The following is a 15412-nucleotide window of genomic DNA, read 5'->3' on the forward strand; positions in this document are numbered from 1 at the left end:
ATGTCGTTGTCAACGATGGGTTACGAAGAAGCGCGAAATGGATGAAGCAGATGGATCAGAGCAGCAGAATAAGGCGTTCATATCAGAGCAATAGACGGCAGTTCAACCGGAAGAAACAAGTCACTGGGTATCCGCAGGCAAGTACAGATGAGAGCGTTGTACGGATGAAGAGATGCAGCCAGAAAAGATGAAGTTCGGTTTAGCGTGGTCGGCACGGCACGATGTGGAGGTCTATTTTTGTTCTCGCAATGAAAGCGCTTCATATATTATCCCGACCTGGACATATGACGAGAGTTAGGAAGGAGTGACAGGAGCTTCGGAAAATGGGACGCTGCACCAGACTACCAGAAGAAAGAAGGATTTTTTAACGCAAGGGGCTGAGAGAGATGTTTCTAACCTTAATCAACGCACTGCTCTTTGTCTTGATCACCGGTTGGGCGGTGTACATGTTCGCCACCGTAGTGTATCGCCGGTACCTGTATATCCGTTTGGGCAAGCCAGCGAATCTGAAGAAGGACCTGAAGGAACGCCTGAGCCAATTCGCTATCCAGGTATTCGGACAGAGCAAGCTCTTTAAGGACCGCAAGAGCGGCATCATGCACTTTATCGTTTTTTACGGATTTATCATTTTACAGTTCGGTGCGCTCGACATCATCTGGAAGGGATTGTCCGGCCACAGCCTGCCGATCCCGGGGCACGCCGGCTTTATCCTTATGCAGGAGATTACGGTTGCGCTGATCCTGCTCGCTATCGGTTATGCGGCCTATCGCCGCTATGGCGAGAAGCTGAAACGGCTCAAGCGGGGCTGGAAGCCAAGCATTGTCGTGTTTTTCATCACCACGCTGATGGCTTCGGTGCTGCTGACGATGGCTTTTGAACGGCTCATGGAAGGACTGGCGTGGTCGGCAATGGCCCCGATCTCATCCAGCGTTGCGGCCGTGTTTGCCTGGATGCCGCCGGTGGCGGTGACGGTTTGTTATTACCTGTTCTGGTGGCTGCACCTGTTGATTCTGTTGTCTTTCCTCATCTATGTGCCGCAATCGAAGCATTTTCACCTCATTACAGCGCCGATCAACATTCTGGTCCGCCGAACCGATCCCCCGGGCAAGCTCAGCAAGCTGGATCTGGAGGATGAAGAGGCGGAGGAATTCGGGGTAGGCAAAATCGAGGACTTCACGCAGAAGCAGATGCTCGATTTCTATGCCTGCGTCGAGTGTGGAAGGTGCACCAATGTATGCCCGGCATCGAATACAGGCAAGCTGCTGTCGCCGATGCATATGATTGTGAAGCTTAGGGATCATCTCACGGAAAAAGGTGCCGCGCTCACCTCCAAATCAGCGTGGATGCCAGCCTCGGTGTTTGGATCGCCCGGCGTCCATACAATGGCTGCGACAGATCTGGCGCTTGTTGGCTGGAAGGGCGAGGGCGTTACCGATATCGGTCCGACGATGGACGTGCAGAAGCGCTCTTGGCATCAGGTCGAGGGCGTAGACCCGAAGGACATTCAATTGATCGGCGGCGTCATGACGGAAGAAGAGATTTGGGCGTGCACGACCTGTCGCAACTGCGAGGATCAGTGCCCGGTCGCGAATGAGCATGTTGACAAAATCGTGGATCTTCGGCGTCATCTCGTTCTAATGGAGGGCAGCGTGCCGCAGGAAGGCCAGCGCGCGATGCAAAACATCGAGCGACAAGGCAACCCTTGGGGAATCAGCCGCGCGGACCGGAGCAAGTGGGTGAAGGAGGTCGACCCGGAAGGGACGTTGGATCTGAAGATTCCGACCGTGAAGGAAAACCCGGATTTCGACGTGCTGTTCTTTGTCGGCTCCATGGGCTCTTACGACAATCGCAGCCGCAAGATCACCAAGGCTTTTGTCCGGCTTATGAATGAAGCGGGTGTCAACTTCGCCATTCTCGGCAACGAGGAGAAGAATTCGGGCGATACGCCGCGCCGCATGGGCAATGAATTTCTGTTCCAGCAGCTGTGCACGGAGAACATCGAGACATTCCAGAAATACGATGTGAAACGAATCGTTACAGCTTGTCCGCATACCTTCAATATTTTGAAGAACGAGTACCCGGAGTTTGGGCTTGAAGCCGAGGTCATTCATCATACGGAGCTGCTGGACCAGCTGGTGAAGGAAGGGCGTCTTCAGCCTAAATATCAGGTTCAGGAGAAAATTACTTATCATGACTCCTGCTACCTGGGACGGTATAACGATGTGTACGATCAGCCGCGCAGCGTGCTTCGCGCCATTCCTGGCGTTGAGCTCCTGGAAATGGAGCGGAATCGCGAGAACGGGATGTGCTGCGGGGCCGGCGGCGGGCAGATGTGGATGGAGGAAGACGCGGGCAAGCGCGTGAATCTGGCACGCACCGAGCAGGCGCTTGCCGTATCCCCGACGATGATCAGTTCAGCCTGTCCGTTCTGTCTGACGATGCTGGAGGACGGCACGAAGCTGAAGGAAGTGGAAGAAAGCGTAAAAACGCGAGATATCGCGGAAATCCTGGAGTTATCCGTATTCGGTCTATCCGAAATCCATGAACAGGAGGTCGTTGTGCAATGAGTAATACCATTACCAAGGAATCCGTCAGCGGTTCCGGTATCGCCAGTCGAAACATAACCAAAGCCGCCGTGATCGGCTCGGGCGTCATGGGGTCGGGGATCGCCGCCCATCTCGCCAACGCAGGCATTCCCTGCCTGCTGCTCGACATCGTTCCGAGTTCCTTAACCGCGGAAGAGGAAAAAGCCGGATTGTCGCTGGATCATCCGAAGGTACGAAACAGGCTGGCCTCCAAAGCGATTGCCGCTCTCCCTAAATCCAGCACGGCTCCGCTGTACAGCGCTGATTTTGTGGGCCGGATCACCCCGGGCAATACCGAGGATCATCTGAGCCAGCTGAAGGACGTGGACTGGATCATTGAGGTGGTCACGGAGCGTCTGGAAATCAAGAAAAGCATCTTCAAACAGATTGAGAGCGTGCGTAAAGAAGGATCGATCGTCAGCACGAATACCTCCGGCATTTCCGTTAATGCGATGGTCGAGGACTGCAGCGAGGAATTTCGCAGCCACTTCCTGGGGACCCATTTCTTTAATCCGCCGCGTCATATGAAGCTGCTGGAGATTATCCCGGGCTTTGATACCGATCCGGACATTACGAAGTTTATGGTTGATTTCTGCACGAAGCGCCTTGGTAAAGGGGTTGTGCTGGCGAAAGATACGCCGAACTTCATCTCGAACCGGATCGGCACCTACGGGCTCCTGGTCACATTGCAAGAGATGGTGAAGAACAGTTATACCGTGGAGGAAGTCGATGCAGCCACCGGTCCTGTTCTCGGGCGTCCGAAGAGCGCCACCTTCCGTACGCTGGATCTGGTCGGCATCGATACGTTTGTCCATGTGGCCAGAAATGTGTACGACTCCGTTCCGGACGGGAACGAGAAGGATGTGTTCACGGTTCCCGATGTCATGAATGAACTCGTCACCCGCGGCTGGATCGGTGAGAAGGGCGGCCAGGGATTCTATAAAAAAGTAAAGAGCGAACAAGGCAGCAAAATCTTATCGCTTAACCTATCCACGATGGAGTATAATCCGAGCGCCAAAGTGAGCTCTGCTTCCATCGAAGCCGCCAAAGCGGTGAAGGGAGCCAAGAGAAAGATCAAGGCATTCCTCGGTACGCAGGACCGTTACTCGGAACTGGCTTGGAATGTATTGAAGCAAGTGCTTGTCTATGCGGCCGATAAGTTGGGAGAAATCGCCGATTCCATTCAGGACATTGACAACGCAATGAAATGGGGTTTCAACTGGGAGCTCGGTCCATTCGAGACGTGGGATCTGATCGGACTGCCTGAATCCGTGCAGCGTATGGAAGCAGAGGGCATGACGGTTCCGGCTTGGGTGAAGGATTGGATTGCCGCCGGCAACAAGTCCTTCTATCAGCAGAAGGACGGCGAGGTGTTCCATTATTTCAAAGGTGAGTATAAGGGCGTTGAGGTTCAGCCTGAGCTGATCTCGCTGCAAGCACTCAAATCGCAAAACCGGGTCATTCGCTCGAACACGGGGGCGAACCTGATCGACATTGGGGATGGCGTAGCGTGTCTTGAATTCACTTCCCCGAACAATGCAATCGGTGCCGATATTCTGGTCATGATCCAGCAGAGCGTAGAAGAGGTTCGGGCGAATTATCGCGGGCTGGTGCTCGCGAACGAAGGCCGCAACTTCTGCGTCGGCGCCAATCTGATGCTCATGCTGATGGAAGCGCAGAGCGGCGACTGGGATGAGGTGGATGACATCATCCGTCTGTTCCAGGGCAGCATGATGAAGCTGAAAGCGCTGGAGAAGCCGGTTGTGGCTGCACCTCACCGGATGACACTTGGCGGCGGCGTGGAAGCATGCCTGCCGGCCGACCGGATCATCTTCTCGGCGGAGACCTATTTCGGCCTGGTGGAGACGGGCGTGGGCCTCATTCCGGCAGGCGGCGGCTGCAAGGAGCTGGCGCTCATGACCAGCAACCGTCATCCCGACAAGGACAGCGACCTCCAGCCGGAGATCAACAAAATCTTCGAGATGGTGGCGATGGCGAAGGCGTCAACCAGCGGACATGAAGCGATCCGCATGGGTTATGGGCGCAGCGGGGATTCGGTGGTCATGAACCAGGACTACCGGATTTATGAAGCGAAGCAGGCGGTATTAGAGATGGACCGGGCAGGCTATGTTCCGCCGCAGCCGGGCAAAGCCCGCGTTGTTGGCCGTGATGGCCGGGCCGTGCTCCAGATGGGCGCCATCGACATGAAGCGCAGCGGTTATATCAGCGATCACGATCTGTTGATCGCGAAGAAGCTGGCGCACATCCTGACGGGCGGCGATGTTCCTGCGGGAACCGTGGTGAGCGAGCAGCATCTGCTCGACCTGGAGCGCGAAGCCTTCCTCAGCCTGCTCGGCGAGGTCAAGACCCAGCAGCGCATGCAGCATATGCTGGCGAAAGGCAAGCCGCTGCGGAATTAGGGCTTTAAGAGAGCTGCTTCAGCTAAAAGAGATACACCATCTTTCGCAACGTGCGATTCGCCAAATCGACGCTGCATACAGCACATGGTGGCAGGTTATCCATGCTGGCGAAGTTTAATGATGGAGACTCTTTAATCAGTTCCGCCGTTACGAATTCATTTCACGGCCGATTAGCGGCCCGCAATCATATCGGTATTGGATCCAACCATTTCAAGTTGATGAGGTGAATGGCATGAGAGAAGCAGTCATAGTATCCCTTGCCCGTACTCCGGTGGGGAAGGCGAAGAAGGGCAGTTTTGCCCAGACGCGCGTGGAGGATCTCGGCAAAGCCGTACTGGAAGCCGTCATTGAGCGTGCGCCGGGCCTGAAAAAAGAGGACGTCGAGGACATCATCCTCGGCTGCGCGATGCCGGAAGGCGAGCAAGGCCTGAATGTCGCGCGGATTATCTCGCTGTATGCGGGATATCCCGTGACGGTACCCGCGCTGACCGTCAATCGTTTCTGTTCCTCGGGACTTCAGGCGATCGCTTTCGCGGCGGAGCGCATTATGCTCGGTTATGCCGAGGTGATCGTCGCTGGCGGCGTCGAGAGCATGAGCCATGTGCCGATGACCGGCTTCAAGCCGGCGCCGCATCCGACGATTGTCGAAGAGATGTCAGAGGTGTACATCGGCATGGGGCATACCGCGGAAGAGGTGGCTCGCCGCTTCGGCATCACCCGCGAGGCGCAGGATGCCTTCGCGGCCAGCAGTCACCGTAAAGCTGCCGCCGCTATCTCCGAAGGCAAGTTCCGGGACGAGATCGTACCGGTGAACGTAACGCTGGCTGCGGCCGACGAGCAGGGCAAGGTGCGCAGCAAAACCTTTGCCTTTGATACGGATGAAGGGGTTCGGCCGGACACGACTCCGGATGTGCTGGGCAAACTGAAGCCGGCCTTTGCCCTCGGAGGCTCAGTTACCGCGGGTAACGCGTCGCAGACGAGTGACGGCGCGGCGGCGGTTGCCGTTATGAGCCGCGAGAAAGCGGAGCAGCTGGGCCTTACCCCGCTGGCTACCTTCAAGTCGTTTGCCCTGGCAGGCGTAGAGCCGGAAATTATGGGCGTCGGCCCCGTCGAAGCGATCCCGAAGGCGCTGCGCATGGCGGGGATCGAGCTGGATCAAGTGGATGTGTTCGAGATTAACGAAGCGTTCGCTTCGCAATGCCTCCACATCATTCGCGCTTTGGGTATCGACGAGAGCAAAGTCAACGTCAATGGCGGCGCCATTGCGCTCGGCCATCCGCTCGGCTGCACCGGTGCCAAGCTGACCGTCAGCCTCGTCTCCGAGCTCGCCCGCCGCGGCGGCGGCTACGGCGTCGTGAGCATGTGTATCGGCGGCGGTATGGGCGCCGCGGGGGTGTTCGAGGTGCACGCCGCAGGGGCGTAAGGAGTAGGTTGTGGCAAGAAGAAATTTCCTTCCATACCCCAAAGGGGCTTGGGGAGGGATTCCCGCATTAGTCCTTGCCGCTGCTCAGCGTGGTTCGATTCGCGCTATCAGTTCTCAAGGAACTAGTAGCTCCCAAGCAAGGTGCTAGGGAATTTTAGTTCAACAATGCTTCTGAATGTATTCAATGAACCAGATCTAGGTTTTCGATATCTAAGTTCAATGATCTTCTAATGATGCATGACTAGCCAATTCACACTGAGATGTAGTCTTAGTGCGGTGTCCGTTCCGTACCCGGACCGGACACTGCACCACTCACTCCAACCACAGGGGAGTGCAAGGATAGCCGTCGGTACGGCTCAGGACCTGAGTGCTCTAGCCTAGCGGAGAGAGCGGAATTGTACTGGAGAAACGAAGTGGTCGCCTTTGAGTTTGGATTTCTTCTACTTATAGAGCCATTCCTTGAAATCCAAACTCAACAGCGATCGGAAGTACAATCCGCACGCGGAGCGCCACTAATGAGCCACGAGTTATACCTCTATGCCCAGCCCGCAACCTAGCAATACCAAGGCAGTCCTTGCACTCCACCTTATTCCACATTCCGAAAGGGGAAACCAATTATGAGCGATAACCAAACCAAAGAACCGAAAATCAAAGGCGGCAGCTTTGTCATCGATAATCCCGATATGCAGCGCATCCTGACACCCGAGGATTTCACGGAAGAGCACCGCATGATCGGCGAGACAGTGCGTGATTTTATCGATGGGGAAATCGTGCCGCACGATGAAGAGCTGGAGAAGCTCAATTACGAGATGACGGTAGATCTGCTTCGCAAAGCAGGCGAGCTGGGCCTGCTCGGAGCCGATGTGCCGGAGCCGTTCGGCGGGATCGGTCTGGATAAAGTCAGCTCCACGATTATTAACGAAAACTTGGCGAAGGGATCGTCCTTCGCGCTTTCCTTCGGGGCTCATGTCGGGATTGGTACACTGCCGATCGTGTTCTTCGGCACGACCGAGCAGAAACAGAAGTACCTGCCGGATCTGTCGACTGGCGCGAAAATCGCGGCTTATTGCTTGACGGAGCCAACCTCCGGCTCGGATGCGCTGGGTGCCAAAACGACGGCACGCCTGTCCGACGACGGAGACTATTATATTTTGAACGGATCGAAGCTATATATAACTAACGCCGGATTTGCGGATATCTTTATCGTCTACGCCAAGATTGACGGAGAGCACTTCACCGCGTTCATTGTCGAGAAGGAGATGGAAGGCTTTACACTCGGACCGGAGGAGAAGAAGATGGGCATCAAGGGCTCATCGACGCGTCCGCTCTTTTTTGAAGACGTGAAGGTACCGAAGGAGAACCTGCTCGGCGAGATCGGCAAAGGCCACCGGATTGCCTTTAACATCCTCAACATCGGGAGGTATAAATTGGCAGCCGGCACCGTCGGTGCAGCGAAGGAATCGATCGAGCTGAGCGCGAAATATGCTAACACCCGTAAACAGTTCGATACGCCCATCTCGCAGTTCCCGCTCATGCGCAAGAAGCTGGCCGAGATGAACATCACCACCTTCGTGATGGAGAGTATGGTGTACCGTACAGCAGGTCTGCTGGAGGAAGCGATGCAGGACATCGATTACAACAACGAGGATGCCGGAATCCACTCGGCTGCCGCTATCTCCGACTATGCCATTGAATGCTCGATCAACAAGGTGTTCTGTTCGGAAGGACTGGATAACGTAGCAGACGAAGCGGTGCAGATTCACGGGGGCTATGGGTATATCCAAGAATATAAAGTGGAACGCATCTATCGGGACTCCCGCATCAACCGCATCTTTGAAGGCACAAACGAGATCAACCGGCTCCTGATTCCGGGCACGCTCGTGAAGAAGGCCATGAAAGGTGAAATCGCACTCCTGCAAAAAGCCCAAGGTCTCCAGGGTGAGCTGCTGCAGCTGGTACCTGGTCAAACCTTTGAAGGCACACTGGAGCAGGAAGCGCACTTCCTGGACATGAGCAAGAAGATTTTCCTCCTCGCAGGCGGCTTGGCGGTACAGAAGTTCGGCACGAAGCTGGAGAAAGAGCAGGAGGCCTTGTCTAATCTGGCGGATATGATGATTGATATTTATGCCCTCGAGAGTGCGCTGCTGCGTACCCGCAAGCAAATCGAACGCACCTCGGAGGAAAAGGCAGCCAGCATGATCGAGATGACGCAGGTGTTTGCATACGAGGCGTTCCAGCGCATTGAAGCACTCGCAAAAGAGACGATGGCCTCGGTGGAAACCGGTGATATGCTGCGCATGCAGCTGTCGGTGCTCAAGAAACTGACGCGTTGCACGCCGGTCGATACGGTGGCCCTCAAGCGCAGCATAGCCGCCCGTGTCGTCAAGAACGAACGGTACACCGTGTAGCATCCGGCACCGAAAGAGATGTGAATGTAGCCTGAAAAGAGAGAGATTTTTCTTGGAGTAGGAAAGAAGGAGCATTCCTGAGGAAAGGGTTGGTTTTGTATGGATACAAAGCCTTGGCTGCCGTTTTATCCGCCCGAAGTAGCCCCCGCTTTTGATTATCCGAAACAGAATTTGGCATCATTTCTCGTGACGTCGGCACAGAAATTTCCGAATCGGCCGGCCATGTATTTCATGGGCAAAACGATCAACTATAGGAGTTTGCTGGAGTCGTCCTATCGTATGGCGAACGCGCTCCGCAGCAAAGGGATTAAGAAGGGCGACCGGGTAGCGATTATGCTGCCCAACTGCCCACAGGTAGTGATTTCGTATTATGGCGTGCTGCTCGCAGGAGCCGTGGCCGTTATGACCAACCCGCTCTATATGGAGCGGGAAATTGCACATCAGATGAAGGATTCCGGAGCTAAGATCATCATCACGATGGATATGTTTGTGTCCCGCGTTGAAAAAGTCATCGAGGAGACGGAACTGGAGCATATGATCGTCACATCTGTGGCGGATTATCTGCCATTCCCCAAGAATCTCCTCTACCCGATCAAAGCCAAGAAGGAGGGTCCCCTTCCGGTCGTCAACTATGGAAGCCGCGTCCATGCCTTCAAAAAGCTGCTCGCCAGTGCGCCGAATGACCCGATCTGCGAATCCGTGAAGGCGGAGAAGGACTTGGCCCTGCTCCAGTATACCGGCGGCACGACCGGTGTTCCCAAAGGCGTCATGCTGACGCATATGAATCTGATCGCCAATACTGTGCAGTCTGCGAACTGGTGCTTTCAGGTGGAGGATGGGAAGGAGCGGTATTTGGCGGTTCTCCCCTGTTTTCACGTATTCGGGTTGACCGTACTGCTTAACCAGGCGATCTACCGTGCCGGCATGCTGATATTGGTACCGAAGTTCGAAGTGACGATGATTCTGAACCTGATCAAAAAAATGAAGCCGACGCTCTTTCCGGGCGCGCCGACCATGTATATCGCACTGATTAATCACCCACGGATCAAGGAATATGATCTGTCTTCGATCAATGCTTGCGTCAGCGGCTCTGCCGGGCTTCCGGTCGAGGTACAGGATAAGTTCGAGGAGCTGACCAAAGGGCGGCTGATCGAAGGTTACGGCTTGACCGAAGCTTCCCCGGTTACCCATGTAAATCCGATCTGGGGAAGGCGCAAAATCGGTACCATCGGCCTACCTGTCCCGGATACGGATGCCAAGGTGGTCGATCCCGATACGGGGGAAGAAATGCCGGTCGGCGAGCCTGGCGAGCTGATCGTGAAAGGACCGCAGGTGATGATAGGGTACTGGAACCGGCCGGAGGAGACGTTCGATACATTGCGCAACGGCTGGCTGTTCACGGGCGATATGGCTACGATGGACGAAGAGGGGTATTTTACGATCATTGACCGCAAGAAAGACATGATCATTGCAAGCGGTTTCAATATATACCCTCGGGAAATCGAGGAAGTGCTGTATGAGCATCCATCCGTGAAGGAAGCCGTTGTTGTCGGAACGAAGGACGATTACCGCGGCGAAACCGTGAGAGCTTATATTGTGCTGAAGGATGGCGCGTCTCCGGACCCTTCGGGCCTTGAGAAGTTTTGCCGCAGTCAGCTGGCTGCCTATAAGGTTCCGCGCGAGTACGTGTTCCGCGAATCGCTGCCGAAGACGATGGTAGGCAAGGTGCTGCGCCGCAAGCTGCTGGAGGAGGAAGAGGAAGGCAGAACGGGCTGATGCGCAGAATAGCGGAGTAGGCACGATAAGCGATTCATGTTATCCCGCTGGAATGGATACAGTACTAACGACGTCAGAAGAAAAAAGGAGGCGGCCTGATGAATCATACCAATGCCAATCCGGAGACGAAGGCCGGACAGCCGGAATTCGACCGGGAGGCGTACATTGAAGCCATGACCCAAGCGGCGGAGTCCACCTTCTGGGGATATCTCGGCTGCAAGCTTGCGTCTGCCAGCTCGGAGGCGGTTGTTGTGACGCTGGATGCCCAGCCTCATCATATGAATATGGCGGGCATCGTGCATGGCGGCGTACTCTCCTCATTGATGGATAACGCCATGGGCATTGCCGTCATGCTGGAGCGCCCTGGCGAATCAACGGTGACGAGCAATTTGAATGTGCATTTTGTCATGCCAGCCAGAGCAGGTATCCTCACCGTAACGGCAAGCATCGTGCATCAGACGCACCGTTCGGTCACGACGGAATGTAGAATTACGAACGAGAAGGGCGAACTTGTGGCGATCAGCACAGGGTCCTTCCGAGTGAAATAAAGCAGCCTTGGCTGCTATGAAACAGGTGGTCTGCCAACGCTGGAGGGGCAGGCCATTTATTTTTTTGGTGAGCTGGAAATTTTGTGGGTGAGTAGTTTGAGTAACTATTGGTCAGTAGCTTCCCGTCAATTGAGCTTATGACAGGAGGGGGCGCTAACCCCCGTCCTCTCACACCACCGTACATGCGGGTCCGCATACGGCGGTTCCAAAAGGTTAACAAAGCTCCAGATCCACCTGGTACGGGGTCTTCTTTATGGGATTAAAGCAAAGAAGCAGAGAGGGCATGTTCGTGGTTGGAGTTATGAAGTGATTCCCCCTTACTCCTTGTCAGGTCGATAAAGCTGTGGTACAATGAGAATGCTGTTTTTCATGTAGAATCTAGAATGTCTCTTAAGATAATAAATTCAGATGTTTACATACGTAGGAGGTGGAAGTCATGGTTGTATTTTTTGAAGTGTTGCTTGTTATTTTCTCCATCGGGTTGATTACTGTCGTTCTTCTCCAAAAAGGGAAAAGCGCAGGTCTTGCCGGTGCCATCTCCGGCGGTGCGGAACATCTTTTTGGTAAAACAAAGGCTCGCGGTATGGATCTCGTACTGCAGCGTACAACGGTAGGTCTTGCAGCAGGATTTATGATTTTGGCCATCGTTGTTGCTATGTTGAAATAACAATGAACGTTACCCTCGCTTTTTCACTCTTGGAAGAGCGGGGGTTTTTTATTTGCCTGAATTTTGGAATACATAGGTGAAGACGGTGTTCGGAAGGATACCGGAGATTAAATTCGTGTATACTAGGGTATGAGTATATGAAGGTAAAGAATGGATAGCGGAACGATGAAATTGCAGGTTCCCCGAGGTGATAATGATGATAACTGAAGAAATATTACTGAATTTTATGCGGGAAACTGCATACAAACCAATGACGTACCAGGAATTGGAGCAGCATTTTGCCATTAAGGATGCTCATGAATTCAGGGAATTCTTGAAGCTGCTGAATGAACTTGAACAATCCGGAAAAATCATTCTGACCAGCACCCAGCGTTATGGCGTGCCGGAACGGATGAATTTGCTGCGCGGACGTCTGCAGGCACATGCAAAGGGTTTTGCCTTCTTGATTCCTGATGATCGCGAGCACCCGGATGTGTACATTCATGCCAATGACTTGAAGAGTGCGATGAATGGAGATATCGTGCTTATCCGGATCAGTTCCAAACAGAACGATGGCGGCAAAATGGAAGGCGAAGTGGTCCGTATCGTGACGCGCGCCGTCACCCAAGTCGTGGGTGTATTCCAGAACCATGAAGCCTATGGCTTCGTGCTGCCGGATGATAAGCGGATCAACCGGGATATTTTTATTCCGAAGCATGCGATTAACGGAGCCGTTGATGGCGTGAAGGTCGTGGTGAAGCTGGTCAGCTATCCGGAAGGAAGAGCTGCGGCGGAGGGTGAAGTTGTGGAGATTCTGGGTCACAAGGATGATCCGGGTGTCGACATTCTGTCCATTATCCGCAAGCATCAGCTGCCGGAAGGCTTTCCGGAGGAAGTGCTGGCCGAAGCGGATGCAGCGCCCGATGCCATTACGGAAGAAGAAATCGTACAACAGGGCCGTCGTGATTTGCGCGGTCTGAACATCGTGACGATTGACGGCGAAGATGCCAAGGATCTCGATGATGCGGTGAATGTGGAACGTCTGCCGAACGGGAACTACCGTCTGGGCGTTCACATTGCCGATGTCAGCTATTACGTACGCGAGCGCTCCGAGCTGGATAAGGAAGCTTACGATCGCGGCTGCAGCGTGTATTTGGTGGATCGGGTCATTCCGATGCTGCCGCACCGTCTGTCCAACGGGATTTGCAGCTTGAATCCGCAGGTGGATCGTCTGACGATGTCCTGTGAAATGGAATTCAACGAGCAGATGAAAGTCGTGAAGCACGATATCTTCACCAGTGTTATTCGTACGAAAGAACGGATGACGTACAATAATGTGCGCAAAATCCTCGTCGATGAGGATCCAGAGCTAATCGAGCGCTACGGTGACCTCGTGGAGGATTTCCGTTTGATGCGCGAGCTGGCGCTGAAGCTGCGGAACCGCCGGATGCGCCGGGGCGCGGTGGATTTTGATTTTGTGGAATCCAAGGTCATCGTGGACGAGAACGGCAAGCCAGTGGATATCGTCAAAAGAGAACGCTCCATTGCGGAGCAGATCATTGAGGAATTCATGCTGGCAGCCAACGAAACCGTGGCAGAGCATTTCCACTGGCTCAAAGTACCGTTCATCTACCGGATCCATGAGGACCCGGATCAGGAGAAGCTGCAGAACTTTATGGCGTTTGCGGCCAATTTCGGGCATCAGGTGAAGGGACGGGGCAACTCGATCCATCCGCGCGCCCTGCAAAACCTGCTGGAAGCCATTCAAGGAACGAAGGAGCAAACGGTGCTCAGCACGATGATGCTCCGTTCGATGAAGCAGGCGAAATATGATGCGGAGAGCACGGGCCACTTCGGTCTTGCTGCGGAATATTACTCCCACTTTACGTCTCCGATTCGGCGTTACCCCGATCTGGTCATTCACCGGGTCATCCGGGAAGTGCTGGAGAGCGGCGGCGCGCTCGATGAGAAGCGCCATGAGCATCTGGCCGGCCGGATGGCTGATATCGCTCAGCAATCCTCCGAGCGCGAGCGTGTAGCTGTAGATGCGGAGCGGGATACGGAAGCGCTCAAGAAAGCGGAGTTCATGCTGGATAAGGTCGGCGAAGAGTTCGAAGGCATTATCAGCAGCGTGACCAGCTTCGGCATGTTCATTGAACTGGAGAACACGGTCGAAGGCTTGATTCGTCTCAGCGCGATGACCGACGATTATTATCACTTCGATGAGGGTCATATGGCACTGATCGGGGAGCGGACCTCGAAGGTATACCGCATCGGTGATGATGTGAAGGTTCGCGTGGCGAAGGTGAACATGGACGATCACACCATCGATTTTGAGATGGTGGATATGAAGCCGCGCCGCCAAGGGCGCGGCGAAGGCGACCGCGGCGGCAACGGCGGCCGCGGGTTTGGTGCCCGCGATGGCGCAGCCCGCGGGGGCAAGGGCCGCGGCGGTAAGCGCGGCGCGGCTGAAGGCGGCGCACCAGGCGGACGCCGCAGTGACAGCGCCGGCGGCCAGGGTGGCCGCGGCAAGCGCAGCGGCGAGGCGCCAACTGGAGCGGGCGCTGGTGGTCCTGCTGCTGGTGCCGACGAGCAGCAGGCGTCGAACTTCGCCTTTGGCTCCGGCAAAGGCGGCTACAGTTCCGCAGGCGGCGGCGCACTAGGCTTCGACCGCAATGCTCGCAGCTCTGGCGGTGCCGGCGGGAAAAACCGGCGCAAGAAGACGTCGGGCAGCGGCATTTTCATCGGCGAAGGTCCAACGCCGGGCGGCGGTAATGCTGGAGGTAACTCCGGCGGCGGTGGCCGCAAACGGAAGAGCAAGGGCGGAAACGGCACAGCCGCTTTTGTCCGCAAGAAGAAAAAGTAAGCCTCTCCTTCTGATCTTACGCTGGAGGCGCTTGCCCCACCTTGCTTTTGGAGGCTGACGTTTGATACAATGGACTTCTGGTGAGATTGCAATTGGCGGTCTGCCGGAAGTCCTTTTTCCATTATCATTGTTGATGACAAGGGGTGAGACCATGGGTAAGAAAAGTGACGGGAAGGTTCTGGCCCAGAACAAAAAAGCTTCCCATGATTATTTCATCGAGGATACGTATGAAGCCGGGATGGTGTTGACCGGAACGGAGATCAAATCCATACGGAACGGCCGTGCCAATATTGGAGACGCGTTCGCAACCATTCGGAATGGCGAGATTCATATCCATAACATGCATATCAGTCCGTTCGAGCAAGGGAACCGCAACAACCCGACGGACCCTACGCGTACACGGAAGCTGCTGCTGCACAAGGAGCAGATCCGCAAGCTGCTGGGCCTGTCCAAGCAGGACGGCTACGCAATCGTACCGCTGAAGATCTACATCCGTAATGGCTATGCGAAGTTGTTGCTGGGCCTCGGTAAAGGTAAGCGTCAGTACGACAAGCGCGCCGATGCCGCCAAGAAAGATGCACAACGCGATATCCAGCGTGCGCTGCGCGAGAAGCAGAAGATTGCAAGGTAATGGAGCAACTAGCAGGATGGCAGCTTTTAGCTGTGTTACCTGCAATGTATATATCATTTTGATATCAAATGTGATATACTAAGTGATGTAAGAGAGATCAATAAGATCT

The 15412-nt window shown here is 54.7% G+C and carries 9 protein-coding genes; all 9 read left to right on the plus strand.

Annotated elements, in window-relative coordinates:
* The first annotated feature begins 386 nt into the window (after positions 1–386).
* Positions 387–2567: a (Fe-S)-binding protein gene (locus MKY48_RS01475; protein ID WP_339269484.1), complete on the plus strand. Its 2181-nt coding sequence runs from the start codon at positions 387–389 to the stop codon at positions 2565–2567.
* On the plus strand, positions 2564–5005 hold the full coding sequence (locus MKY48_RS01480; protein WP_339269486.1) for a 3-hydroxyacyl-CoA dehydrogenase NAD-binding domain-containing protein: 2442 nt from the start codon (positions 2564–2566) through the stop codon (positions 5003–5005). The genes MKY48_RS01475 and MKY48_RS01480 overlap by 4 nt, the downstream gene beginning before the upstream one ends.
* A 232-nt stretch (positions 5006–5237) precedes the next feature.
* Positions 5238–6428: an acetyl-CoA C-acyltransferase gene (locus MKY48_RS01485; RefSeq protein WP_339269488.1), complete on the plus strand. Its 1191-nt coding sequence runs from the start codon at positions 5238–5240 to the stop codon at positions 6426–6428.
* 617 nt (positions 6429–7045) lie between these two features.
* Positions 7046–8836 (plus strand): acyl-CoA dehydrogenase family protein, encoded by a 1791-nt coding sequence (locus MKY48_RS01490; RefSeq protein ID WP_339292108.1) that lies wholly within the window; start codon positions 7046–7048, stop codon positions 8834–8836.
* 99 nt (positions 8837–8935) lie between these two features.
* A complete protein-coding gene (locus MKY48_RS01495) occupies positions 8936–10612 on the plus strand; it encodes a long-chain fatty acid--CoA ligase (protein ID WP_339292109.1) in 1677 nt (558 codons plus the stop codon).
* 98 nt (positions 10613–10710) lie between these two features.
* Positions 10711–11160, plus strand: coding sequence for a PaaI family thioesterase (locus tag MKY48_RS01500; RefSeq protein ID WP_339292110.1), 450 nt, complete (start codon positions 10711–10713; stop codon positions 11158–11160).
* A gap of 436 nt (positions 11161–11596) precedes the next feature.
* On the plus strand, positions 11597–11827 hold the full coding sequence (secG, locus tag MKY48_RS01505; RefSeq protein WP_009593367.1) for a preprotein translocase subunit SecG: 231 nt from the start codon (positions 11597–11599) through the stop codon (positions 11825–11827).
* A gap of 196 nt (positions 11828–12023) precedes the next feature.
* Entirely contained in the window at positions 12024–14672 is a 2649-nt protein-coding gene (rnr, locus tag MKY48_RS01510; RefSeq protein WP_339292111.1) for a ribonuclease R, read from the plus strand.
* A gap of 151 nt (positions 14673–14823) precedes the next feature.
* The gene (smpB, locus tag MKY48_RS01515) at positions 14824–15303 is read left to right on the plus strand and encodes an SsrA-binding protein SmpB (RefSeq protein ID WP_009593386.1); all 480 of its coding nucleotides are present in this window, start codon (positions 14824–14826) and stop codon (positions 15301–15303) included.
* The last annotated feature ends 109 nt before the right edge of the window (positions 15304–15412 follow it).

This window comes from Paenibacillus sp. FSL W8-0187 (assembly GCF_037969755.1).
Taxonomy (GTDB): Bacteria; Bacillota; Bacilli; order Paenibacillales; family Paenibacillaceae; genus Paenibacillus_AQ.

What these genes read in the sequence shown, in the direction of transcription:
- MKY48_RS01475 (WP_339269484.1), top strand. Translation starts at nt 387, where the DNA reads ATGTTTCTAACCTTAATCAACGCACTGCTCTTTGTCTTGATCACCGGT.
- MKY48_RS01480 (WP_339269486.1), top strand. Translation starts at nt 2,564, where the DNA reads ATGAGTAATACCATTACCAAGGAATCCGTCAGCGGTTCCGGTATCGCC.
- MKY48_RS01485 (WP_339269488.1), top strand. Translation starts at nt 5,238, where the DNA reads ATGAGAGAAGCAGTCATAGTATCCCTTGCCCGTACTCCGGTGGGGAAG.
- MKY48_RS01490 (WP_339292108.1), top strand. Translation starts at nt 7,046, where the DNA reads ATGAGCGATAACCAAACCAAAGAACCGAAAATCAAAGGCGGCAGCTTT.
- MKY48_RS01495 (WP_339292109.1), top strand. Translation starts at nt 8,936, where the DNA reads ATGGATACAAAGCCTTGGCTGCCGTTTTATCCGCCCGAAGTAGCCCCC.
- MKY48_RS01500 (WP_339292110.1), top strand. Translation starts at nt 10,711, where the DNA reads ATGAATCATACCAATGCCAATCCGGAGACGAAGGCCGGACAGCCGGAA.
- secG (WP_009593367.1), top strand. Translation starts at nt 11,597, where the DNA reads ATGGTTGTATTTTTTGAAGTGTTGCTTGTTATTTTCTCCATCGGGTTG.
- rnr (WP_339292111.1), top strand. Translation starts at nt 12,024, where the DNA reads ATGATAACTGAAGAAATATTACTGAATTTTATGCGGGAAACTGCATAC.
- smpB (WP_009593386.1), top strand. Translation starts at nt 14,824, where the DNA reads ATGGGTAAGAAAAGTGACGGGAAGGTTCTGGCCCAGAACAAAAAAGCT.